At 37.5% G+C, this 22,159-nt stretch carries 25 protein-coding genes, 2 pseudogenes and 1 riboswitch; of the genes and pseudogenes, 26 read left to right on the top strand and 1 reads right to left on the bottom strand.

The window, feature by feature from the left end:
• The first annotated feature begins 27 nt into the window (after nucleotides 1-27).
• The 8 genes and pseudogenes from ACSAJE_RS05980 to ACSAJE_RS05945 all read left to right on the top strand — a co-directional run bounded on the left by ACSAJE_RS05980 (nucleotide 28) and on the right by ACSAJE_RS05945 (nucleotide 7,425).
• Complete coding sequence (locus tag ACSAJE_RS05980) at nucleotides 28-1,674, top strand: DUF262 domain-containing protein (protein ID WP_279221287.1); 1,647 nt, start codon at nucleotides 28-30, stop codon at nucleotides 1,672-1,674.
• 14 nt (nucleotides 1,675-1,688) lie between these two features.
• Nucleotides 1,689-2,909, top strand: coding sequence for a hypothetical protein (locus ACSAJE_RS05975; RefSeq protein WP_118689858.1), 1,221 nt, complete (start codon nucleotides 1,689-1,691; stop codon nucleotides 2,907-2,909).
• A 62-nt stretch (nucleotides 2,910-2,971) separates the two neighbouring features.
• Nucleotides 2,972-4,267, top strand: a complete 1,296-nt coding sequence (locus tag ACSAJE_RS05970; protein WP_118689857.1) for a hypothetical protein — start codon at nucleotides 2,972-2,974, stop codon at nucleotides 4,265-4,267.
• 385 nt (nucleotides 4,268-4,652) lie between these two features.
• Nucleotides 4,653-5,048: an arsenate reductase ArsC gene (locus ACSAJE_RS05965; RefSeq protein ID WP_118689856.1), complete on the top strand. Its 396-nt coding sequence runs from the start codon at nucleotides 4,653-4,655 to the stop codon at nucleotides 5,046-5,048.
• A 142-nt stretch (nucleotides 5,049-5,190) separates the two neighbouring features.
• Entirely contained in the window at nucleotides 5,191-5,415 is a 225-nt protein-coding gene (locus ACSAJE_RS05960) for a helix-turn-helix domain-containing protein (protein ID WP_118689855.1), read from the top strand.
• 12 nt (nucleotides 5,416-5,427) lie between these two features.
• Complete coding sequence (locus ACSAJE_RS05955; RefSeq protein WP_118689854.1) at nucleotides 5,428-6,132, top strand: hypothetical protein; 705 nt, start codon at nucleotides 5,428-5,430, stop codon at nucleotides 6,130-6,132.
• A gap of 15 nt (nucleotides 6,133-6,147) precedes the next feature.
• Nucleotides 6,148-6,698, top strand: a pseudogene (locus ACSAJE_RS05950) (ORF6N domain-containing protein); the annotation flags it as partial.
• Nucleotides 6,699-6,804: 106 nt separating this feature from the next.
• A complete protein-coding gene (locus tag ACSAJE_RS05945) occupies nucleotides 6,805-7,425 on the top strand; it encodes a hypothetical protein (protein WP_118689853.1) in 621 nt (206 codons plus the stop codon).
• Nucleotides 7,426-7,498: 73 nt separating this feature from the next.
• Here the strand turns inward: ACSAJE_RS05945 and ACSAJE_RS05940 are convergent.
• Nucleotides 7,499-7,693 (bottom strand): annotated as a pseudogene (locus ACSAJE_RS05940) (transposase); the annotation flags it as partial.
• A 4-nt stretch (nucleotides 7,694-7,697) separates the two neighbouring features.
• On the opposite strand from ACSAJE_RS05940, the gene ACSAJE_RS05935 reads away from it, so the two are divergent.
• The 18 genes from ACSAJE_RS05935 (at nucleotide 7,698) to thiH (ending at nucleotide 22,107) form a co-directional block, all read left to right on the top strand.
• Nucleotides 7,698-7,850: a helix-turn-helix domain-containing protein gene (locus tag ACSAJE_RS05935; protein WP_243103962.1), complete on the top strand. Its 153-nt coding sequence runs from the start codon at nucleotides 7,698-7,700 to the stop codon at nucleotides 7,848-7,850.
• A 69-nt stretch (nucleotides 7,851-7,919) separates the two neighbouring features.
• Nucleotides 7,920-8,273, top strand: a complete 354-nt coding sequence (locus tag ACSAJE_RS05930) for a hypothetical protein (RefSeq protein WP_458009955.1) — start codon at nucleotides 7,920-7,922, stop codon at nucleotides 8,271-8,273.
• Nucleotides 8,274-8,332: 59 nt separating this feature from the next.
• Nucleotides 8,333-8,524, top strand: a complete 192-nt coding sequence (locus tag ACSAJE_RS05925) for a hypothetical protein (protein ID WP_458009954.1) — start codon at nucleotides 8,333-8,335, stop codon at nucleotides 8,522-8,524.
• 11 nt (nucleotides 8,525-8,535) lie between these two features.
• Nucleotides 8,536-8,661, top strand: a complete 126-nt coding sequence (locus ACSAJE_RS05920) for a hypothetical protein (protein WP_458009953.1) — start codon at nucleotides 8,536-8,538, stop codon at nucleotides 8,659-8,661.
• Between the two features lie 49 nt (nucleotides 8,662-8,710).
• Nucleotides 8,711-9,073: a VOC family protein gene (locus ACSAJE_RS05915; RefSeq protein ID WP_458009952.1), complete on the top strand. Its 363-nt coding sequence runs from the start codon at nucleotides 8,711-8,713 to the stop codon at nucleotides 9,071-9,073.
• Nucleotides 9,074-9,240: 167 nt separating this feature from the next.
• Nucleotides 9,241-10,290, top strand: coding sequence for a virulence RhuM family protein (locus ACSAJE_RS05910; protein ID WP_458009951.1), 1,050 nt, complete (start codon nucleotides 9,241-9,243; stop codon nucleotides 10,288-10,290).
• A 114-nt stretch (nucleotides 10,291-10,404) separates the two neighbouring features.
• Nucleotides 10,405-11,220: a hypothetical protein gene (locus tag ACSAJE_RS05905; protein WP_118689848.1), complete on the top strand. Its 816-nt coding sequence runs from the start codon at nucleotides 10,405-10,407 to the stop codon at nucleotides 11,218-11,220.
• Nucleotides 11,221-11,433: 213 nt separating this feature from the next.
• The gene (locus ACSAJE_RS05900) at nucleotides 11,434-12,381 is read left to right on the top strand and encodes a hypothetical protein (protein ID WP_147354445.1); all 948 of its coding nucleotides are present in this window, start codon (nucleotides 11,434-11,436) and stop codon (nucleotides 12,379-12,381) included.
• 489 nt (nucleotides 12,382-12,870) lie between these two features.
• Nucleotides 12,871-13,671, top strand: a complete 801-nt coding sequence (locus ACSAJE_RS05895) for a hypothetical protein (protein ID WP_118689846.1) — start codon at nucleotides 12,871-12,873, stop codon at nucleotides 13,669-13,671.
• A gap of 323 nt (nucleotides 13,672-13,994) precedes the next feature.
• On the top strand, nucleotides 13,995-14,333 hold the full coding sequence (locus ACSAJE_RS05890) for a hypothetical protein (protein ID WP_458009950.1): 339 nt from the start codon (nucleotides 13,995-13,997) through the stop codon (nucleotides 14,331-14,333).
• Nucleotides 14,326-15,432 carry a HigA family addiction module antitoxin gene (locus ACSAJE_RS05885; protein ID WP_458009949.1) on the top strand — a complete coding sequence of 369 codons (1,107 nt, stop codon included), beginning with the start codon at nucleotides 14,326-14,328 and terminating at the stop codon, nucleotides 15,430-15,432. Before ACSAJE_RS05890 ends, ACSAJE_RS05885 begins: the two co-directional genes overlap by 8 nt.
• A gap of 228 nt (nucleotides 15,433-15,660) precedes the next feature.
• A complete protein-coding gene (locus ACSAJE_RS05880; protein ID WP_118689843.1) occupies nucleotides 15,661-16,674 on the top strand; it encodes a virulence RhuM family protein in 1,014 nt (337 codons plus the stop codon).
• Between the two features lie 101 nt (nucleotides 16,675-16,775).
• The gene (locus ACSAJE_RS05875) at nucleotides 16,776-17,366 is read left to right on the top strand and encodes an RQC-minor-1 family DNA-binding protein (protein ID WP_458009948.1); all 591 of its coding nucleotides are present in this window, start codon (nucleotides 16,776-16,778) and stop codon (nucleotides 17,364-17,366) included.
• Between the two features lie 35 nt (nucleotides 17,367-17,401).
• Complete coding sequence (locus tag ACSAJE_RS05870; protein ID WP_458009947.1) at nucleotides 17,402-18,691, top strand: hypothetical protein; 1,290 nt, start codon at nucleotides 17,402-17,404, stop codon at nucleotides 18,689-18,691.
• A 125-nt stretch (nucleotides 18,692-18,816) separates the two neighbouring features.
• Nucleotides 18,817-18,926, top strand: a riboswitch (TPP riboswitch).
• Between the two features lie 125 nt (nucleotides 18,927-19,051).
• Nucleotides 19,052-19,246 carry a sulfur carrier protein ThiS gene (thiS, locus tag ACSAJE_RS05865; protein ID WP_022024584.1) on the top strand — a complete coding sequence of 65 codons (195 nt, stop codon included), beginning with the start codon at nucleotides 19,052-19,054 and terminating at the stop codon, nucleotides 19,244-19,246.
• Between the two features lie 4 nt (nucleotides 19,247-19,250).
• On the top strand, nucleotides 19,251-19,907 hold the full coding sequence (thiF, locus tag ACSAJE_RS05860; protein ID WP_243034704.1) for a thiamine biosynthesis protein ThiF: 657 nt from the start codon (nucleotides 19,251-19,253) through the stop codon (nucleotides 19,905-19,907).
• Nucleotides 19,908-19,986: 79 nt separating this feature from the next.
• Entirely contained in the window at nucleotides 19,987-20,757 is a 771-nt protein-coding gene (locus ACSAJE_RS05855; protein ID WP_118507501.1) for a thiazole synthase, read from the top strand.
• A gap of 93 nt (nucleotides 20,758-20,850) precedes the next feature.
• Nucleotides 20,851-22,107 carry a 2-iminoacetate synthase ThiH gene (gene thiH / locus ACSAJE_RS05850; RefSeq protein ID WP_458009946.1) on the top strand — a complete coding sequence of 419 codons (1,257 nt, stop codon included), beginning with the start codon at nucleotides 20,851-20,853 and terminating at the stop codon, nucleotides 22,105-22,107.
• The last annotated feature ends 52 nt before the right edge of the window (nucleotides 22,108-22,159 follow it).

The following is a 22,159-nucleotide window of genomic DNA, read 5'->3' as shown; positions in this document are numbered from 1 at the left end:
AATAGTAGAAGAGTCTAACTTCCTGCTATTCAAAGAAAATATGTGTGGGGAGATTCACAGATTACAAGATTAATGGATTCTATCATGCTTGGATATCCTATTGGAACTTTTCTTTTTTGGAAAGTTAAGAAGACTATTGTGAACCAAAAAGAGTATTCAATGTATGAATTTATAAAAGATTACCATGACCGAGATATGTATAAGAATCCGGCTGCACCACAGCCGTTCCCGGTTGGTAGTGGAGATGAAACAATCTGGGCAGTTTTGGATGGCCAGCAGAGATTGACTTCTCTATACATAGCTTTGCAAGGAAGTATGAGCAGAAAACTTCCAAACAAAAGATGGAAGAATGATGATGCATTTCCGAAGAAAGAACTGTACTTTGATTTGCACAGTGAAAAAACTGATGATGAGGGCATTTCTTATGAGTTCAGATTTTTAACAGCAGAAGAGGCTGCAAAGAATAAGGACGATAAGCTTTGGTATTTGGTAAAAGATATCCTTAAGTATTCAGCTGAAAATTTATTAACAGAGGTCATCATTCCTAATGGATGGGCAACCGACAAAGTTGCAACAAAGAATATTTCTCTTTTGCATACAAGACTGGTTACTGATGAAATCATCAACTACTTTGAAGTAGAAAAAGATTCGATAGACAGTGTATTGGATATTTTCGTTAGAGTAAATTCTGGTGGAACCATTCTTTCAAAGAGTGACTTGTTATTCTCTACTATTGTTTCTCATTGGGATAAGGCAAGGGATGAAATTGATAAGTTGCTTTTTGAAATAAATAAGAAAGGCGAAGGATTCAAGTTCTCTAATGACTTTATAATGCGTACCTGTTTGTATCTTTTAGATATGTCCGTAGCATTAAAAGTAGAAACATTTAAAAAAGATAGTGTACTAAAAATCAAAGAAAACTGGGACTCAATCCGAAAAGCCATCAAGGATACAGTTGATTTGTTAAATGAGTTCGGATTCAATTCAGAGAACATGATTTCTTATGTGGCTGTTTCTCCTATGGTTTACTACAGATACAAAGGTGGTAATTTCGATTCAAGCAGTAAAGCTGAATTAAGAAAATATATTGTAATCGCACAGGTAAGACAGATTTTTGGTACCGCATCAAACTCTGCACTGACAAGCATAAGAGAGGCATTGAAGGCAGCACCATCTAATTCATTTAGTATGAAAAATCTAAATGGGATTAGATTCACAGGCGACAGAACTCTTAGATATACTGCGGATGAGATTGATGCAATGTTTGATACATATGAGATTGGTGCCTATACATTTATGTTGTTATCTCTTCTGTATCCAAATTTGAAATATAGTCAGAAGGGATTTCATCAAGATCATATGCATCCGTATACAGGATTTGAAGAAGGCAAGATTAAAGACTTAGTGTTGCCGGATGGAACAGTGATTGATGATGATACTAAAGAAGATTGGCGTAGAAGAAGGAATACATTGGCAAACCTTCAATTGTTGGAAGGTAGAGAGAATGAATCCAAGAATGCGATACCACTTGTCGATTGGCTGAAGGTTACTGAAAATAGTGAAAATGCTAAGTACCTTCCTAGTGATGTTTCATACGAACTATCTAATTTTGAAGAGTTTATGGAGAAACGCCAGATATTGATGAGTAAAGCATTAAAAGATATTTTATTGTAGAAGGAGGTACACCAATGGGGGATTCTGTATGGATTTGGCCTTCAGCGGATATGGATTTTTGGAAAATCAATAATGAAGAGACATCCGTAATTATTAAGTGGAGTAGAAATTGTTTTGAAGATTATAAGGCGCTCTCATACCATTTCTATGAGTGTGGATATAAAACATTTGCAGATGTGATTGAAAGTGGGCACGATAACGTTAAATCGGATATGTGGTTTCTAACAGGTATATTTTTGTTACGTCATAGTCTTGAACTTGGCTTGAAATCTTTACTATGTCGAGTATTACCTCGAAAGAGAGATATTCAAGATTCTTTCGAAGACTGCTGTCATGATGTATCTATGTTGTTAAAAAAATACATAGATACAGGTAGAGAAAGCTTTTTGACTAATGAAGAGACAGAATGGTTGACCACTTATTTAGATTCATTGGAGGAAGTCGATAAAAAATCGGATATGTTCAGATTTCCATTTGAAGATGACTTTCTTTCAAAATACAGAGATAAGTTTTTGGACAATGTGGATGTTGCCAATAATTTGTTACAAGCCTTTGCGTTAGTAAAGAAATGCATTGAGAAAGGAATTGTTTCTGAAGAGGATGAATTTGACCACAACTTAAAACCTGAATTCTTTGCTTTTGCTTCACATGGATTTGGAAATTGCTATTTGTGGCAAAGAATTTCAGATGAAGGTTTCCACGTCAAGGTCACTGGATATACCGAAGTGATTGATTATATCTATAAAAATCATCAGATATCAAACAAAGTTAAATTATATCCGCTTATTTTTATGTTCCGAAATACTATAGAGTTATGTTTGAAGAGATTATTTTATAGTAGGGTAGAGGATGGTGTACCGTTAAAAGTATTCAACTCGAAACGAAAAAGCCATTATATAAAAAAAGATTTATGGAAAAATGTAAAACCGGTAATTGTTAAATATGCGAATGATTCTGGTGAAGATTTGGCAATTGTAGATATCGTTGAGAAGCTACTCGATGAAATAAATTCATTAGATAAAAACGGAGATAATTTCCGATATCCTACATCATACAGTTTGGAGTATCGAATTGATAACAAAAAAATGGATTTGAGTAATGTGTATATGTATCTAAAAGCAATAATAAACTTTCTTGAAGGGTGCGATTCTACGCTTTATGCAATTGCAGATTATGAAAGTGGGATGAAGGCAGAATACGAATCCGAAATGATGGCAAATATGGATTGGTATTAGAATCTTTGATATTCGCGAAAATTACAAAGCCTATTATAGAAACAATAGGAGGTTCAAGATATATGGAATACATAGGAATAGGTATTGTCATATCTGTAGCAATAGCAGCAGGCATTATCATCTATACAAAAGTTAAGAAGCGTGAAAATATTCCATCAGGGGATTTGGTATCAGCGCCATTAGCAGTAACCAGCGGAAAAGATGAGCTTATGGAGATTCTTCATGTAAATGAACTTATTATTCAGATGGAGATGCTTCCTGCAGAGGCAATTGATGATGATACTAAGCTGGTAGAAATTACTGATAGCAAGGTTCTGGCACATGTTAATAATTTGGTTCCGGGGTTAGCTCGGGCCGGTAATGCAGTCAACAATGCTGCACAGGCTGTTCAAGCTGCAAATGGCGAAGTGTTATATCGTGCGGTTATACCTGCAGGTGCTAAACTGACTAATTCTAAAGTGATGGAAGGTGCTGTTCGCGGTATCTATCATGGCGCTGATGGAATTAAAGGTCATGCCAATCTTGTGGCTGTTGAAGCACAAAAAGGAACAGCAGCAGTAGCAAATACCGCCGCTGCAGCTATGGGCGTAGCGTCAATGGTTGTTGGTCAGTATTACATGACACAGATTAATGCTAAGCTAGGTGAAATCAGTGATGGCATTTCTCAGATACAGGATTTTCAGGATAATGAGTATCGCAGCAGAGTATTTTCGCTCGTGGCTCACGTTAAAAAGATTGCTGATTTTCAAGCAGAGATTTTAGAAAACGATGAGTTGCGTCTTTCAAAGATTGCACAACTTGATAGCTTGGAAGAAGAGTGTACACAGCTTCTTGGACAAGCAAATCTCACGCTGGCAGGTTTTGCTAAGAAAACAGGTCTGGATTATGAAGCCTATGAAAAGGCGTTAGGAAATGCGCAGAACTGGTTTATGTATCAGAAGTCATTATTAGATGTGCTTTACAAGATTTCTGATTTACGATATACATTGCATTTGGGTGCTGTTTCAAGAGAACAATGCGTTGCTTTATTACCAACATACACAAAGCAAGTAAGTGATACACAAGAACGACTTACCGCATGGCATGAGGAGATAACACAACGTTTAGGAATAGAGACAGATGAGATTCGAAGAAAGAGAGCAGGATTTGATGGTGTAATTCATTTCATACCGGGCCTTTTTAATGACGATTTCAATTTCCGTTCTATTGAAAAGAAAACTGCTACGATGATTTCAGCACAAGCATCAGGGCATGAAGCATTGCATATAGCAGACACATCGGAACTATATGCAGAGGATGTCCAGCTGATTTCTAAGAATGGGAAGCTTTACTATCTTCCAGAAAACAAAGAAGAATAACAAAATAACCCTCTCAACCGTCATGGCTGGGAGGGGTTCGTGCGTCTATGCTTATCTTTCTACATCGACCTTAAGTCCGGATTTCAATTCAATCGTGCAATGGTCGTCCCATATTGTGATTTGCTTAAGCCAGCGTTTTACAAGGGCTTCATCGAATACTGTAAGGTCGGAAGGCTGGTCTTAATATAATCCTGCAATTCTGTAATTCGCTGTAGCTGCTCATCACGCTGTACAGTGTCCATTGAGGCCTGCTGGCGCTTTTCTCTGAGTGCGAAAATCTGGTCGGCAATCTCGTCATAGGCTTCTTTGTTGTTTGCCTTTTTAACAAGCTCTTGCGCTTGTAAAGGTGGCCAATAGTACAAGAGGATGGTTTAAGAAATGATAGATGGAAGAAAAAAAGGTAGCATTTATCTGTGTTCACAATTCCTGTAGAAGTCAGATTGCCGAGGCACTTGGAAAACATCTTGCATCTGATGTGTTTGAAAGCTATTCTGCCGGGACAGAAACAAAGCCACAAATCAATCAGGATGCTGTTCGTATAATGAAAAAACTTTATGGGATTGATATGGAAACAAATGGTCAATACAGCAAGTTAATTACAGATATTCCAGACGTAGACATCGCAATTTCAATGGGATGTAATGTTGGATGTCCTTTTATCGGCAGACCTTTTGATGATAACTGGAGACTAGATGACCCTACAGGAAAAGATGATATGGATTTTATTAAAGTGATCCGTGAAATTGAAGAAAGAATTGTTAAGTTGAAGAATAGTTTATAATCATTAGCACCTTGCAGCAATGCAGGGTGTTTTTGTCATTCATAGAAAATTTACAGAGTGGAACTGTGGCAGAATTGAATTTATCAACCAAATGGTTTATAATGTAACAAGTTAAGGTGCGTTTTAGACATGGAGGATTAAGATGAAAACATCCGATATGATTAAAAAATTATGTAATAAAAAGAATATAAGCGTTTCGGAACTTGCAAGGCGGATAGGTCAGACTCCACAGAACTTTGGTAAGAAACTGAAACGAGATACAGTTATCCTTGAGGAGTTAAAACAGATAGCTGATGTGATGGAGGTTACCTTTGAACAGTCATTCGTTTTTCCAGATGGAGAACAGATAAGAACGAGTAACGAATAGGCGGTGAGTAGCATGGATACTGTGGATTTGATTATTAAATCATCAACAGAATTTTATAATGATTTGAAGGCTGATGAGAATGGTCGATATCGTTCTTGGGAACACTGCTATTCACATTTTATAAAAGCAAGAGAATCCAAAGAAGTTGATTATGATTATCTGAGTTTACAACTAGCTTTCTATTTAGCAAGTTGGGGAATGTATCGTGGCTCATCATTTTTGCTACAAAAGGATTATAAAGTACATATTCCAGTAGTAAAAGAACTGCTAAATGAAAAATATGATGTTTTAGCTGGAATGGACTGTATCGGTTTCAAAGACGATAGCAACCAAAAGTTACTGCAGGATATAAATTCGTTTTTAGAGCAGTATTACGATAAAATCAGGCACAAAGTAAAAGAACAAGAACTGAAAAATCAGTTATCTTTTACACTCATCACGAAAATACTTATGGGAACACTTGGCTGTGTTCCAGCATATGATAGATATTTTATTGCAGGAATAAAGAATCAGAAGGTTGCCACTGGAAATTACAACATTAGGTCTATAATGCAGCTTGTCAACTTTTATGAGAAAAACGCTGACCGACTCGAACCTGTCAGAGAAAAGATGGAAGTTGAAGGTATGCCATACCCACAAATGAAAATGATAGATATGGGATTTTGGCAGGTTGGTTGGGAGTTGGATACAAATAAGGGGATACAGACAGCTCACTAGGAGGTAAAAACATGGAATATGGAAACTGCTAATAACAGAATAGAAATCAACAAAATCAACTTAGATATGATATCTCTTGAAAAGCAGATTTCAGATGTTGCAGAAGGCTTGAAGGATGTTGTGACAAAATCTGAGTTGGCAGATATGATGAACAGCTTTGTTCCAGACGATGATGACAAGTGGCTCATGTTTAATACAAAATTCAGTAGTGCAGATGAGGCATATGAGTCCATCTATAAGCAGGCAAAGTCATCAATATATGTTGTTGATAATTATATTGATTAAGAACGCTGGTACACCTTAAGAATTCTCCGACCGGAGTAAATATTACTTTGTTCATCGATAATGTTAGAAATAATAAACTTCATAATATAGAATTTACGGATTTTTGCAAAGAATATCCATCCGTAAAAATATCAATGAAAAAGATCGGAGGTATATTTCATGATCGATTTATAGTGTTGGATTATGGAACTGCAGATGAAAGGGTTTTCTTATGTGGTGCTTCGTCAAAGGATGCAGGTCAAGCGGATGTGTGGTCTGGACATGGGCGAGAATTACAATAGATCTAAGAAAGAGAATCCAGAGGTGAAGCAGTGTCCGCAGGAAAAGGTGGAGTATATTAAGGATGCGTTGAGGCATTTTAAGCTGATTTAGCTTTGGGAGGTTGGTATGCAGAGGTATTTAGCAACAATGTGTTATGAGCATGAAAATTATGTTAATGATATAGAACGAAAAAAACAGTATAAAAAGGATATTGTGTCGGCAACACATAAAAAAAAGCTTCCTTTTTTTAAGAAACGTAAGGTATTGAAGTTTGTACAATCTTTATGTGATTTACAATTTTTATTAGACGAATCGGAGCAAACAGAGTTAATGTTAAATGAAGAAGTTTGGAGGTCGGATTGTTTAGAATATAATGTAAATCAAGTTTATGAGTTCATAGTGCAGAATTCTATAGAATCACAAAGAGTAGACACGCAAGTAATTTGTGAGTGCTGTCGAGTTGAATCAGATATGGATATAAAGTATATAAAAATGAATGATACTTTACGAAAGAGCAAGGAAGATAATCCTGTCATTGTTTTGGTGAATGATATGTTTGTTCATCCATTTGTGATTAATGGAAATCACAGGATAAAAAAGGCGTTTAGTTCAGGTGTTGATAAAATAGAAGTATATATTCTGGATGCGGATAATGTTAATCATTGTTTAATATCAGAGGACTATAGAACTGCTTATGAGATTTACAAGAAATTGCATCAACTAGTAGGAATGATGTTGAACTGCTAACTTAATAAATTTGAATAGGTTCAAAGTTTGTAAGTATTGACTTAGCCTCACTTATGATGAAAATTAAGGAGAGTTCATCGGCAGTTATAACTTTACCAACTTTGTAATCGTAGCTGTCGGTAAAAGGTTTTACACAGATGGTGGCAGTAGTACAGTAATTCGCCACCTGTTGATGGAAGATATCAATTCCGTGGATATCTTTGAGTGCCTGTGCAGTCTTGCGTAAGGATAAACCTAAGTTTATGCGATAGGTTAAGCATAATGCCAAGTGGATGGCAATCTATAATGATTTTGTTGCAGGTTATGAAAGTGGAATGACTATGATAGAGATTGCAAAGCGTAATAATGTCAGTGAGAGAACAATTTACAGGTATAAAGCGTATTATGACAAGATGAGGAACACAAAGGAGAATGTGTTAGAGTAATTGAAGAAATTAATAGTAAAAAACATATTGCTGGCGTCAGCAATATGTTCATAAGGGGAGGAAATTTGAATGGAAAAGAGAATAATAGAATTGTACAGAAGAAAATTTGATGATATCCGACATGAAACGGATGGCATTGAGTATTGGTATGCAAGAGAACTAATGAAATTATTGGATTATGTTCAATGGAGAAATTTTGATAATGCAATAAATAAAGCAATGATTTCATGTGTGAATAATGGAAACGTAGCAGAAGATCATTTTTCAAGATTTAACAATACAATTGAAGTTGGAAACGGTGCACTTCGTGAAGTTGAAGATTATATGCTGCTGCATATCTATTACCTTTATCTAGGTCACTGTGGTTTCCGAGTGGTCCGGAGAAACAGAGTATGGAAACATTATTTTATGGAAAAAAGGTAAGATTTCACGTATAATGATTTTAAAATATTTAAGTAAACAATGGATTGGAGGTTGCTTATATGCAAATTTCAAAAAAAGATTGGAAGTTGTTTAGCGCATGTGTTGCTAATTGGCAAGAAACTTATATGGAACGATTGATTAAGGAATATATGATTTTATTGGACGGAGAGGGAAGTGCTTCAGATAAATTCTGGAAACTGGAGGAACGAATAAAAAAGACAAAAGACATCTGGGAGTATTGTGTGAAGTAAGTAAAGAAAATATGATTTTTGATATTGTGACATTAATTAATAGTGGTGTTATTAATATTGCTGATTTAGCAGAATTTAGTGATGGATTAAAAGAAAGCGTTGATCTGCTTTTACATAGATTGCAAGCAGATGGTTAGTCTTGCTCGTGGAGCTTGCACGCAGACCGTTTGCAGAATGGAGATTAAAATGAAGTTACGAAATGTGCTTATTGTTGTTAAAGATATAGAACAATCCAAGAAGTATTACCATGACTTATTTGGTTTAGAAATGCTTTTGGATAATGGTGGAAATATGATTCTTTCCGAGGGGCTTGTGCTTCAGGAAGAGGAATGTTGGAAAGATTTTTTGCAGGGGGATGTTCTGCCAAGAAATAATCATTGTGAGCTTTATTTTGAGGAGGCAGAGATAGAAAGTTTTGTGGACAAATTGGAACGCCTATATCCGGAAACAGAGTATGTTAATCCGTTGACGACACATAGTTGGGGACAGAAGGTCATTCGTTTTTATGATCTTGATGGGAATTTGATCGAAGTGGGAACACCGGCATAAGGCGATTTGACGGGACTGCGATCAAAAACGCAATTGGTGGAACAAAAACGGCAAATGCAGGCATTATTGGCAATCTTACAATTAGGACTGCAAATACCATACAGCAAGTGTTAAAATAAAAACATAGTTGATTATTCGACTTAGAATCTTAGAGGAGGGAATCCTATTTGAAAAAGAAAAAAGATGAAATAACTATTCGTTCCAGTGCAGCAGAATACTTAACCTATGTTGCCTCTGTCGGTGATCAGCAGGACAGTATTGAACTGCGCTACGAGAATGAGAATATATGGCTGACACAGAAGATGATGGCCACATTATATGATGTGGATGTTCGAACAATCAATGAGCATATTAAGAAGATTTATTCCGACTCAGAGCTTGAGGAGGATGCAACTATCCGGAATTTCCGGATAGTTCAAACTGAAGGTTCACGTCAGGTGACTCGTGATACAAAACATTATAATCTTCAAATGATCATCGCTGTCGGCTTTAAAGTGAATAATGAGCGTGCAGTGCAGTTTCGTAAGTGGGCCAACAGCATCGTCAAGGACTACACCATCAAGGGCTGGGTCCTGGATGATGAGCGTCTGAAAAATGGTGGTTCCGTACTTACAGTAGAATATTTCGACCGTTTGCTTGAGCAGATTCGTGAAATCCGCCTCTCTGAGCGCAGATTTTATCAAAAGATAACAGACATCTATGCGACAGCTCTTGATTATGACCGAACAGCAAAAACAACGAAGCAGTTTTTTGCCAAGGTTCAAAACAAGATGCATTATGCAGTTCATGGACATACGGCAGCAGAGTTGATTTATCAGCGAGCAGATGCAGACAAGCCACACATGGGATTAACCACTTGGGCAGCAGCACCGGAAGGCAAAATCGTAAAAAGTGATGTTAATGTTGCAAAGAATTATCTGAGTGAGCAGGAAATGCGCTCACTGGAGCGTGTTGTATCTGCTTATCTGGATTTAGCAGAGGATCGTGCAGAACGTCATATTCCGATGACAATGGAGGACTGGGCAAAGCGTCTAGATCTCTTCCTGATGGCAGATGACAGAGAGATTCTTCAGGATGCAGGTAAAATCACCTCGGAGATTGCCAAGGCAAAAGCTGAGACTGAATTTGAAAAATATCGTGTCATTCAGGATAGACTATTTATGTCGGACTTCGATAAATACATGTTGGAACTAGAAGAAAATGCGAAGAAGGAGTAGTTTTGCTCTTAAATTTTTTGGCTTGCCAAGGTTGAGTACATGGAAGTTGTCAAAGAAGAAATTTAAGATGGCGCAGCGTGTTAATTTGTATAAAGAAAGGATTCGAGATGTGCAATGAAGAAAAAGCAGTTAATATGGATTGGTATAGTAGTCGTTTTAATAGCACTAATTTTGGCTTTAGTGGTAAATATACTATTTAAAGTGCATACAGATGGTATTTTTTCTGCCGAGTGGGGTGCTGGAGATGCACTAAATTATACAGCAAGTATATTTGGCGCAGTAGGCACTATTGTATTGGGATATGTAGCATATAAGCAAAATGATCGATTGCAGGAAATGGAAAATAATAATTATATTGCAAATTACAGTAGTATGATACTGATGGACAGTATATGTATAAAGCAAAAAGCAGATAAACCTGTTAATTTGAACATACATTCTGAACAGATAATTAATGATAAGGAATGCATTGAAAGCGCGATAAATGTTGGGTATAAATTTACGTTTAATGGAACAAGTATAGGAAATAGCATACCGGTATTGATACATATACAAGATTGCAATATATTTTGTAGTGATGAAAGTAATCAGAACATGAGTTGCTATTTATTTGGGGAAAATCGCTCGAATCAGTACTCTAGAATTGCAATTCATCAGGATGGGAAGATAAAGTTTGAAATGACATATATTATAGATTCAAAAAAACGTATTGAGTTCGAAAATGCAATAAAGCAGAGTGCATACAAAGTAATTGTAGAAGTAGTATTTGATATTGTTACCGATAAGGGCGTAGTTACTCGATGCAAGTGTATTTCAGATTTTCATGGTCAAAACTGTGCAGATAAAATCACATGGAAGGATCAGGGCCCGAGAGTCTTCTTTTATGGACATAATATAGCCAATATTAATGAATTAGAGATAGTGGGATAGGAAATGTTTCCAAATGCATTTACGAAGACGATTGCAGGTTACGATGATGATGGGAAAAGGTTTGTAGATAGACTTAAATAAGCAGTTTGCAGAAATTGCAGGACAATTCAATGCAATGCATTTAAAGAGGAATACGAGAATGCACTTGTACTGAAGAAAATGATGGACGAGTATAGAACTTATTAGTAAAAAATCAAGAAGGAGATGATGTTATTGAAAAGAAGAGCAGATTTATTAATAGACGGAAAATATAGAAGAATTACGATATGGGATGCATTAGATTGGAAACAAAATCGTCCGGACCTTTGGGAAAAATATAAAAATAACATTTATAGTATTTGTAGAAAACCGGAAAATAAAGTGAGGATGGTTTTTCAAACTGGAAAAAATGGTATACTAAAGAATAGTTATTTTAGATATTATAATGCTGATTTCGAACATAAAGGAGAAGGCAGTGAAGAATCATATAGACATGAATTATTTAAAGAATGTATTTCTAGAATTGAGCGTCTAGAAATAAGGTGGAAGGGTAAAGCTTTAACGATATATCCTGATGAAATATTGCAAGAAGAAAGTATACTTATGGAAGATGGAAGTAGACGAATTGTTGATTTACTTGTAAATTTCACGAAAGCGGATCCAGCAATTTATGTTGAAAAATGGGAAGGTCAACTCGCAATTGAAATAAAAGATACTCATTCGGTAGATAGTAAAAAGATAAGCCAAATGAAACAAAAAGGACTTGCATGTTTAGAATTTACAGTCAGTAAATGGAATGTCAGAGAAAATTTTAACAATGCAGAGGACGAAGAGAAGCAAACTATTGGAATAAAAGAAAAGTTGGATGGGAAAAATGGTGGATATATTTGGGGTGAACTATTAGTAGATCCAATATCTAGGAAGTATTTTTCTACAAAATTGTATGAAGATGAAAAGAGAGAAAAAGAAAGAGTGATAGCTGAATTGAATCAGGTTAAGAAACTATATGGTCAAGTTATTGACACTAATAAACAGTTAAGGGAGCGGATTCAATTACTTGATAGGAATATTAATGTATACAAAAATAAATTATCTGGTTTTGAGGCGAAATTGAAAGTTACAGAGCAGGAGAACACAAAAATAAAATCAAGTTTTTGGTACAAGCTATTTGGTAAAAAGTAAATAAAGGATGATATAAAAATAAGGTTTTCCAAACAGTGGGACATGAAAGTTGATTTTAAATATAGACCATTTTTTATCTGAATTTAAAAATTCTTAGATGCGCAAATGATTCAGGAGAAGAAAAAGAAGCTGGAGACGTTTGAAAATATACAAGAAACAAGGGGATATTTTGTATAGCCAGATAAGGATGAGGAGGTAACGGCAATCAATCTTGGGTGCACAGTGTATTGCAAAAAGCTGTGTATCGTGGTACGGTAAAACAAGATGATAACGTGAGTGGTGTAGTGTAAGGGGGGACAGAAATATGTTTAGCGAAGAATATGAGGTATCCATACAAAAGCTGACGTTTTATTTCGTATACCAAAAAAACTGCTATTTTAGTACTTGACACATCGGAATGCACATAGCTATGGCTTATTCACTGAGATATAAAAGTTTAGAAAACTTGAATTTACAATAAAAAGCACTTGATTATATGAGGAGAAAACTATGACACAAATTAAAATATTTCAACCAGAAACATATTCAATTGAAATCAAAAAGGTGAGAGAGAGTATTTCGAACTTCCCAGAAAATATTAAAAGAGAGCTGATAGAAACAAAATTCTTGAATGATTATGCGTCATCGAAAATGTGGGATATAAATTCTGAATTTGGAAAGATCCATAACAAATTGATGACGCTGTTAGAAGACCATAGTATAATTGCATATCATAATACAAGACTTGCGGATCCGTCCAAAGTTATGTGCAATGGATTGATTTTTTCTGATGAGAGGTACATACAGTCCTTGAGGGAAGATATGCAGCAACAGGAGATTCCACAGGAAATGATAGTTGACATAATTTGTAAGGTTAGGAAGGAGCGTGATCGATGGGAGATCAATGGCAGTAATCGCAGAAAAAATGAAATTTGTTTTATATATGATTTTGATTACTATAAAGATTATGATAAATTTTTGGCTACATATGGCGGTGAGTTTTTGGAATTTGCGTTGGAGAGCATAAAGCGTGATGGAAATCTGAAAAAATATAGGGAAATCATAAAACTGGGGAAACCTTATGTTGTTGAATTTTCCATTCCATTTTCTAAAATAGATAGATTTGAAAAGCAAGATATCGCACGATATATGCTGGAAGAGTGGATTCATTTGGATATAAGAAAAGATGAGGCGGCACATCAATATGATGGAAGAATTGAATTTGAAATTCCAGCCAATAATATTATTAAAGTAGTTGAAGTAGAAGATGAATTTCCTGATTTGGATAGATGGTTATTTGATGAAAATTAGCATGGCGCATGGAAAATAACCACGATAAATGACATATTGCTTGTAGTATAGTATGAATACAATCAATTATAATATAAAAAGATATTCGAGGACAGTGAGTTGCAGGAGGATTCAGTTATTCAAAAATATCGAATAACTGCTTGACACATGATCAATAGTAGTCTATGGTACGATTTGTGACAAACGATGATATTCATAATAAAAAATCAAAATAAAATATTAGAAAGGTATTTACATTACAATTGAATGGTGATAAAATTTCATTACCTAAAAGGTAATAAAAATAAAAAAGGAGGGGATAATTAAGTTTGGGGATGAGGATATTGTATAAGAATGAAACTGCAAAGAAACAGTTTTGTTCTGAATATAAGAAAAGATGGAGATATCCTGAGCAAGTAAAAAAGAAGCTTGAATCTGCAGAAAACTATATATGTAATGCAAAGTCTTTAATGGATATTGCTAATTATATTCCATTTCATTTTGAACATTTAAAAGGGGATAGAAAAGACGAATGGAGTATACGATTAGGTAATACAGGATATAGAGTTACAATGATTCCTTGTGATAACGATGGGAACGAGATTACAGAAGGGGACATTTTAGCTCAATGTAAAATGATTAAAATTGTGAAGGTGACGGAGGTGTCGAACCATTATGAGTAATGTGAAGGAATACAAAGATATAGTGGCATTTCACCCTGGATATTATATTGCAGATATTATCGATGATATGGAAATAAGTCAGAATGAGTTTGCCACAAGGATGGGAACAACAGCAAAGACGTTAAGTAAGTTGCTCAATGGGCAGGCTAATATCTCAAATGACTTAGCAAAGAAGCTTTCTGTAATGCTTGGAACGAGTGTAGAAGTTTGGCAGAATTTACAGAATACTTATGATCAAAAGTTGATTGAGATACAGCAGGTTAGTGATTTTGATGCACAGGCAGAACTTGCACGGGAAATTGATTATAAGTATTTTGTAGATGTTATTGGTCTGCCAATTGCAAGAAATATCAATGATAAAGTGGCAAATCTATGTAAATTTTTCAAGGTTGCTGACTTAAGAATTATGTTACAGCCAGATTTTTTGGTGAATTTCAGATCAAGTTCATCTTGTAATAGTGAGAAGAACATCATTAATTCTAGAGCATGGATTCAAACAGCTATGAATATCTCAAAAAGTATTGAGACGAAGTCTTATAATGCTGAGAGATTAAAAGAGTATTTGCCAGAGCTTAGAAGTATGACTGTTAAGAAACCAGAGGAATTTTTGCCAAAGATGCGTGAAATCTTTGCTGAATGCGGTATCGCTTTTGTTTTATTACCACATTTGAAGAATTCAGGTGTGAATGGTGCTGTCAAGTGGGTATCTGAGGATAGAGTAGTGCTTGCGATGAATAATAGAGGACTGAATGCAGATAAGTTTTGGTTTTCATTATTTCATGAAATTAAGCATGTTTTTCAGCAAAAAATAAAAACAGTGTTTATCAGTAGTACGGTTGAAGAAATGATGGATATTAACAATAATTTGGAACTAGAGGCAGATAAGTTTGCGATGAACTATTTGATTTCACCTGCGGATTATAAAAGATTGGCTCCAACAAGATATATTTCCGATGATGAAATTGTGGAGTTCGCCAAATCGATAGCAATTCATCCGGGAATTGTGGCGGGAAGATTGCAACATGAAGGTATCATCGCACAGAACAGATGCTCTAAGCTAAAAGAAAAGTATATGATAGAAATAAAGCATACTGCATAAATAGTAGCATTGAAGAAGAAACAGAGGAATTTTTAGCCTGTTTGCTCATGTGTAAGATGTGGACATTGCTTAAGTACTTTGTTGATTAATTTGTTTAATCCGGATTTGAATCTTGGGAAAAGTTTTGGTTGAACAGAGGTTTGGATGATGATAAGATTTAATTGGGGCAATAGTGAACATATGAGTTCACAGTTCATAACTAAGAAGTAATGGATTGGAGAAGTGCTTATGGCAGATAAAATTGGAACCGATGAATATGGGGAAATACTTATATATCAGACTGATGATGGGCAGACAAATATAGAAGTTAAAATAGAAGATGATACAGTGTGGCTGACACAACAGCAGATGTCAGAATTATTCCAAACTTCTCGAACAAATGTAGTAGAACATATTAAGCATATTTATGAGGAGGGTGAATTAGACGAAATTTCAACCTGTCGGAATTTCCGACAGGTTCGAAAAGAAGGAAATCGTGAGGTGACAAGGCAGATTCCTCATTATAATCTTGATATGATAATATCTCTTGGATACCGTATTAAATCAGTGATTGCAACAAGATTCAGGCAGTGGGCAACAAAGCGGTTAAAAGAATATATGATTAAGGGATTTACGATAGATGACGAGCGTTTGAAAGGAAATGGAGGAGGAAATTATTGGAAAGAGTTACTTGACAGAATTAGGGATATAAGATCCTCAGAAAAGGTCTTGTATCGTCAGGTTCTTGATTTGTATGCTACGAGTGTAGATTACAATCCTCATAGCGAAGAGTCTGTTAGATTTTTTAAAATTGTTCAGAATAAACTTCACTATGCAGCACATGGTCATACTGCGGCAGAGGTTATATATCAGCGGGCAGATGCAGAAAAGCCATTTATGGGACTTACTTCATTTGCCGGAGAGTTACCAGCATTAAAGGATATAGGAATTGCAAAGAATTATCTTGAAGAAAATGAACTCAAAGTATTAAACAATCTTGTTTCTGGTTATTTTGATCTGGCTGAAATTAATGCAATTGAGCATAAGCCAATGTATATGGATGATTATGTTAAGCAGCTGGATAGCGTGTTGTCATCCGGAAATAGAAAACTTTTAACTGGAGCTGGTTCTGTAAGTCATAAACTGGCATTGGAGAAAGCAAAGTCAGAATACAGAAAATATCAGGAGATTACTTTGACGCCAGTCGAAAAAGCATATCTTGAAAGCATTAAAGAAGTTTCCAAGGAAGTGAAAAGGAGATAACATGAGATTGCATACATATTATGTGTTTTAAATTGGGGAAACAGTGTTTACCAAATTAAACAAGTCAGATTATTACTTGAGGAAGGACAAGAGGATAACAAATGAGCAAAAAAATACGCAGAGTGCCGGTTGTTCTTGATGCAGGAGAAATTAAGGATTTGCCACCGGAAGATATTCGGATGATTTTAAGAGGTGCAGATGAACTGATTTTTACCGGTGGGAGAAACATGCTTGCCAAACTATTAAAAGGTTCCAAGGATAAAAAGATATTGGAATACAAACTGAATGAATGCCCGGCGTATGGATATTATCATAACCTAAAACTAAATGATATTAGCAAATGTGTTGATTGGATGATTGAGAAAGATTACCTCAGGATTAGGTATGATTATCGACTTCCTTTATTGGTGTTTTCCGAACAAGGATGGGAGATAGAAAAGGAAACATTTGCGGAAGAACTTTACCAAAGATTTTGTTTGGATGTAAAAGAAAAACATGCTCGTGTCATTTTCGAATTAAAAGAAGTAAACAGACAGGTTGTTTTGCGTGTGCTTGACAAAATAGAGGCAGAAGGAACAGATGAATTTCTAGCTTGCTTAGAAGCGTGGAGACGAATGGAAGTGAAAAAAGTTGCAGCACGGATCACAGATGTTGAAACTACGATTAAAAAAAGAACAAACCTATCAGAATAGAAAATGAGTTTGATTTTTTAATGGAGGACAGTACAATGGCGAATGAAGAAAAAGAATTATATAAGTTTGTGAACGATCCAAAATATCGAAGCAAGGTGATTGCTAAAATTCACAAGAATAGTGACAATGCCTATAATAAGCGGATCAAGAAGATTGAACATGAGAGAGATGCACTGTCTAAAAAGAGAACTCGCGAAATTACGCGTATTACCAATGACAGATGGGAAAGCCTGGCTGGCGGATCAATTGGGGTCAATCGGACAGAAGGAAAAATACAGATCAATAATACAACGGTCTTATTTTCGAGCATTCGGGGTGCGGAAATGAACATGATGACCGGTTGCCGTGTTGTCACCCGGGAGAGTTCCAAAACCAAATCAAAGAAACATGCTTCTTTAGGAGGCGCTGTAGCCGGAGGCATGCTATTTGGACCGCTTGGAGCAGCAGTTGGGGCTGTTGGGCTTGGCGAAATGGATGGAAAGACCATCGGGACTACGGTGTCTGATCAGATACCTACCTGTACTCATCTGGGCGTTATGGTCAATATTGATGGTTTTATGTCAGAGGTGGTATTGCTCTCGAATCAAGTAGACCAAACGAGTGCTGCATTTGTAAATGCCAGAAATGAAGCACAGAGTATTATTGCGCAGCTTGGCAAATTGGCTAAGATGCCTGTTCCATCGCACTTTTTGCAGCCGGAGGAGGAACAGTCTGTGAAAGAGATCGAAGCGCAGATCGCGGCCAAGCAGTCAGAGCTCCAGATCGCCATCAACGACAGACCAACATATGATATTCCGGCTATGTACCGCACTCCAGAGCAGCGGGGAATGTCGGATGAGCAGTATTTGCAGTATTTAAATAATACAGATGCACAAAGAATGTCACAAAGTGCAGCGTATGAGGATGCATTAAAAGGGATACAAGCGGAGCAGAAGGCAGTTTGGCAGACCAAAAGCGAAGCAGAACGAGCTGAAAGAAACGCGCACATAGAGCAGAGAGTGGATAATGCAGGTTATCTGAGTACGCTCAGTTCGGTTGCCACATTGATCTATAATATTATTTTTTGGTTTCTGTCTGTATTTGTGCTGTTCTTTGCTATTGCAGGATTTGCAAATGCAGGTATTGTGAGTGGTATTATTTATTTGATCACAGCGATAATGATCAATCCGCTGGTTGGCGATCATATTCGGGATAAGGGCGCTGCATTTCCCAAATGGGCGGTTATTATTATATTGATAGTTGGATTCCTGGCGGGAGCGTTGACGTTTCCGATCACGGATACGTCCTCTAATAAAACAGCGAGTATAGAAAGAGTAAATTTTTGAAAGATATTCTCATTTATCGTTGCGTTGATTTCTTTTTTGTGTATAATGATAACTGAGGTCGTTCGATATGCATTGTGCCTGTCAGAGGATGACGGTGCTTGATCTTGCATACGAAGGTCATAATATAATAAAAACAGGGGAGCTTGAATATAGCAGGCTGAGAGGAAGTGCTCAAACTTCGACCCTTTAACCTGATGCGGATAATGCCGCCGTAGGAAGTCATGATAAGAAGATTTTTTGCAGGAGGCATCGGATGTCTCCTGTTTTTTTACTTTATAGGAAACTTCTTGTTTTCATTATTGGATTAAAGTGTCAGTGGATTTTGGCACTAGGATCCATTACCAACAGAGGAGGAGAAGCATGGTAAAAGTAAATGGTGAGTTGTTAGATCTTGCAGGAAAGACAATTTCTGAATATCTGACAACAACAGAGTATGATCCAAAGCGAATTGCGGTAGAGCGCAATGGAGAAATTGTTTTTAAATCGCAATATGATGATGTGGTTTTGCAGGATGAAGACAGCATAGAAGTTGTCAGCTTTGTAGGAGGTGGTTGATGAAATGTCGATGAACAGGGAACAGAGCTCTGCTATCCCCACAAAGGAAGAATGGATGGCGGCGCTCACGATGCGCCATGGAGAGGAACGACAGAAAGCATTTTCGGCTGCAACAGTTGCTGTTTGTGGATTGGGCGGACTTGGCTCGAACATAGCGACCGCATTGGCGCGTGCCGGCATTGGTAAATTGATCTTGATGGATTTTGACTGCGTGGATATTACGAATCTTCACCGTCAGCAGTACAAGATCACGCAGATCGGAATGCCCAAGACAGAGGCGATGGTACAGAATCTGCGGGAGATCAATCCTTATATTGATACGGAGATACATACTGTGCGCATTACAACGGAAAATGCGGTTGCTCTTTTGCAGGAGGCGGACATTGTATGTGAAGCGTTTGACAATCCGGAAGCGAAGGCAATGCTTACGAACCTCGTGTTGGAGCAGTTTCCACAAAAGTATTTTGTGGCGGGCTCCGGTATGGCGGGATTTGGGGATCCTAATATGATCCGGACGCGGAAATTGACGGAGCATTTTTATTTGTGTGGTGATGGATGCAGTGATGTTGCGGACGGCGTTGGATTAGTGGCGTCCAGAGTGATGATCTGTGCGGCACATCAGGCACATACGATCCTGCGCATCCTCGCAAAGGAGCAGTAGACAGCAAACTAAAAGGCTGGTTTCACAACGGAAAGAAGCAGCCAAATAAATGACACATACAACAGAAATGGAGATTATCATGAAAAATGACAAATTAGTAATTGGTGGACACGAGTTCAACTCTCGTTTTATTTTAGGTTCTGGAAAATATTCCATGAAGTTGATCGAGGCGGCAGTAAAAGATGCCGGAGCGGAGATTATTACGCTTGCAGTGCGTCGTGCCAATACGAAAGAGCAGGAAAATATTTTGGATTACATTCCGGAAGGGATAACGCTATTGCCGAATACCAGTGGCGCCAGAACGGCTGAGGAAGCCATTCGTATTGCACGTTTGGCGCGTGAACTGGGCTGTGGCGATTTTGTTAAAGTAGAGATCATGCGCGACTCGAAGTATTTATTGCCGGACAATCAGGAAACGATCCGTGCAACAGAGATTCTCGCAAAGGAAGGATTTGTGGTTATGCCATATATGTATCCGGATCTCAATACGGCTAGGGATCTTGTGAACGCCGGTGCATCTTGCGTGATGCCGTTGGCTTCACCGATTGGATCCAACAAAGGATTGGCAACGAAGGAGTTTATTCAGATATTGATCGATGAGATTGACCTTCCGATCATTGTAGATGCCGGTATTGGAAAACCATCGCAGGCGTGTGAAGCAATGGAAATGGGTGCAGCGGCGATCATGGCAAATACAGCACTTGCAACCGCAGGAGATCTGCCAATGATGGCATCTGCGTTCAAGGCAGCGATCGAGGCCGGAAGAAAAGCATATCTGGCGGGAATTGGAAGGGTATTGACGCGTGGTGCATCTGCTTCCGATCCATTGACCGGATTTTTGCGCGACTAAGGCGATACAGATTAAGGTGTCAAAAAGTTTGAATAGCTCTATCATAGAAAGGGACTATTGACACCATAATCCTATATAGGAAAGGAATATAAAATGGAAAATCAATTTTTAGTAGATTCGGAGTATCTTTCCCCGGAGGCTCTTGCGGTAAAGCACCGTCTTGAGACAGATCCTTCTTCCAGAAAAGATCATATGGAATATTTACCGGGAATGGAGATCATTGAGTCAGATGTCTGCAGTAAGGTGATGACTCAGATGAAACAGTATGAGGCAGATCGTTATACGGCAAAAGATGTGCGGGCGGCATTAGAGCATGAGACATGTACGATCGAGGATTTTAAGGCGTTGATTTCCCCGGCAGCAGAGCCTTTTTTGGAGCAGATGGCGGAGCGCGCACGAAGGGAAACGAGTAAACATTTCGGTAACACGGTGTATCTTTTTACACCGTTGTATATTGCCAATTATTGTGAAAATTACTGCGTGTATTGTGGCTTTAATTGCTATAATCACATCAACCGCATGAAGCTGACGATGGAGCAGATCGAAAAGGAAATGAAAGTTATTGCGGATTCCGGCATGGAAGAAATTTTGATCCTGACCGGCGAGAGCAGAGGGCAAAGTTCGGTAGAATATATTGGAGAAGCCTGTAAATTAGCGAGAAAATATTTTCGGATGGTTGGACTTGAAATCTATCCGGTCAATACCGATGAATATCGTTATCTGCATGAGTGTGGCGCAGACTATGTAACGGTATTTCAGGAAACCTATGACACGGACAAGTACGAAACGCTGCATTTGATGGGACACAAACGCGTGTGGCCTTATCGCTTTGATGCACAGGAGCGAGCACTGCGGGGAGGAATGAGAGGTGTGGCATTTTCGGCGTTGCTTGGTTTGTCCGATTTTCGCAAAGACGCACTTGCCAGCGCACTTCATGTATATTATTTACAGAGAAAGTATCCGCATGCGGAAATGTCTCTTTCCTGTCCGAGACTAAGACCGATCATTAACAATGACAAGATCAATCCGTTGGATGTTCACGAAAAGCAGCTTTGTCAGATCATCTGTGCCTATCGCATTTTTCTGCCATTTGTGGGCATTACGGTATCCTCACGTGAGAGCGCCTCTTTTCGTGATGGCATTGTAAAAATAGCGGCAACGAAAGTATCAGCAGGTGTTTCTACCGGAATCGGGGATCACGACAGTAAGTACAATGGCAAAGAAAATGAAGAACCACAGGGCGATGAGCAGTTTGAGATCAACGACAGCCGCAGTCTGGATAAGATGTATCAGGATATCGCGGAAGAGGGATTGCAGCCGGTCTTGAACGATTATCTTTATATCGGTTAGTTGCTATGTAAATAAGGGGAAACCTTGTCAGAAGTGTCCCTATTAAAAGATG

The sequence above is a fragment of the Jutongia sp. SJQ-6 genome, assembly GCF_054161275.1.
Note: the sequence above shows the minus strand (reverse complement) of the source record. Positions and strands in the feature narration are given on the sequence as shown.

Bases quoted from the DNA above. Each gene is read 5' to 3' on its own strand.
- ACSAJE_RS05895 (WP_118689846.1), top strand. From the start codon at position 12,871: ATGACACAAATTAAAATATTTCAACCAGAAACATATTCAATTGAAATC.
- ACSAJE_RS05935 (WP_243103962.1), top strand. From the start codon at position 7,698: ATGGCAATCTATAATGATTTTGTTGCAGGTTATGAAAGTGGAATGACT.
- ACSAJE_RS05955 (WP_118689854.1), top strand. From the start codon at position 5,428: ATGGATACTGTGGATTTGATTATTAAATCATCAACAGAATTTTATAAT.
- ACSAJE_RS05975 (WP_118689858.1), top strand. From the start codon at position 1,689: ATGGGGGATTCTGTATGGATTTGGCCTTCAGCGGATATGGATTTTTGG.
- thiF (WP_243034704.1), top strand. From the start codon at position 19,251: ATGTCGATGAACAGGGAACAGAGCTCTGCTATCCCCACAAAGGAAGAA.
- ACSAJE_RS05870 (WP_458009947.1), top strand. From the start codon at position 17,402: ATGGCGAATGAAGAAAAAGAATTATATAAGTTTGTGAACGATCCAAAA.
- ACSAJE_RS05965 (WP_118689856.1), top strand. From the start codon at position 4,653: ATGGAAGAAAAAAAGGTAGCATTTATCTGTGTTCACAATTCCTGTAGA.
- ACSAJE_RS05945 (WP_118689853.1), top strand. From the start codon at position 6,805: ATGCAGAGGTATTTAGCAACAATGTGTTATGAGCATGAAAATTATGTT.
- ACSAJE_RS05855 (WP_118507501.1), top strand. From the start codon at position 19,987: ATGAAAAATGACAAATTAGTAATTGGTGGACACGAGTTCAACTCTCGT.
- thiH (WP_458009946.1), top strand. From the start codon at position 20,851: ATGGAAAATCAATTTTTAGTAGATTCGGAGTATCTTTCCCCGGAGGCT.
- ACSAJE_RS05885 (WP_458009949.1), top strand. From the start codon at position 14,326: ATGAGTAATGTGAAGGAATACAAAGATATAGTGGCATTTCACCCTGGA.
- ACSAJE_RS05960 (WP_118689855.1), top strand. From the start codon at position 5,191: ATGAAAACATCCGATATGATTAAAAAATTATGTAATAAAAAGAATATA.
- ACSAJE_RS05920 (WP_458009953.1), top strand. From the start codon at position 8,536: ATGATTTTTGATATTGTGACATTAATTAATAGTGGTGTTATTAATATT.
- ACSAJE_RS05880 (WP_118689843.1), top strand. From the start codon at position 15,661: ATGGCAGATAAAATTGGAACCGATGAATATGGGGAAATACTTATATAT.
- ACSAJE_RS05875 (WP_458009948.1), top strand. From the start codon at position 16,776: ATGAGCAAAAAAATACGCAGAGTGCCGGTTGTTCTTGATGCAGGAGAA.
- ACSAJE_RS05930 (WP_458009955.1), top strand. From the start codon at position 7,920: ATGGAAAAGAGAATAATAGAATTGTACAGAAGAAAATTTGATGATATC.
- ACSAJE_RS05925 (WP_458009954.1), top strand. From the start codon at position 8,333: ATGCAAATTTCAAAAAAAGATTGGAAGTTGTTTAGCGCATGTGTTGCT.
- ACSAJE_RS05970 (WP_118689857.1), top strand. From the start codon at position 2,972: ATGGAATACATAGGAATAGGTATTGTCATATCTGTAGCAATAGCAGCA.
- ACSAJE_RS05905 (WP_118689848.1), top strand. From the start codon at position 10,405: ATGAAGAAAAAGCAGTTAATATGGATTGGTATAGTAGTCGTTTTAATA.
- thiS (WP_022024584.1), top strand. From the start codon at position 19,052: ATGGTAAAAGTAAATGGTGAGTTGTTAGATCTTGCAGGAAAGACAATT.
- ACSAJE_RS05915 (WP_458009952.1), top strand. From the start codon at position 8,711: ATGAAGTTACGAAATGTGCTTATTGTTGTTAAAGATATAGAACAATCC.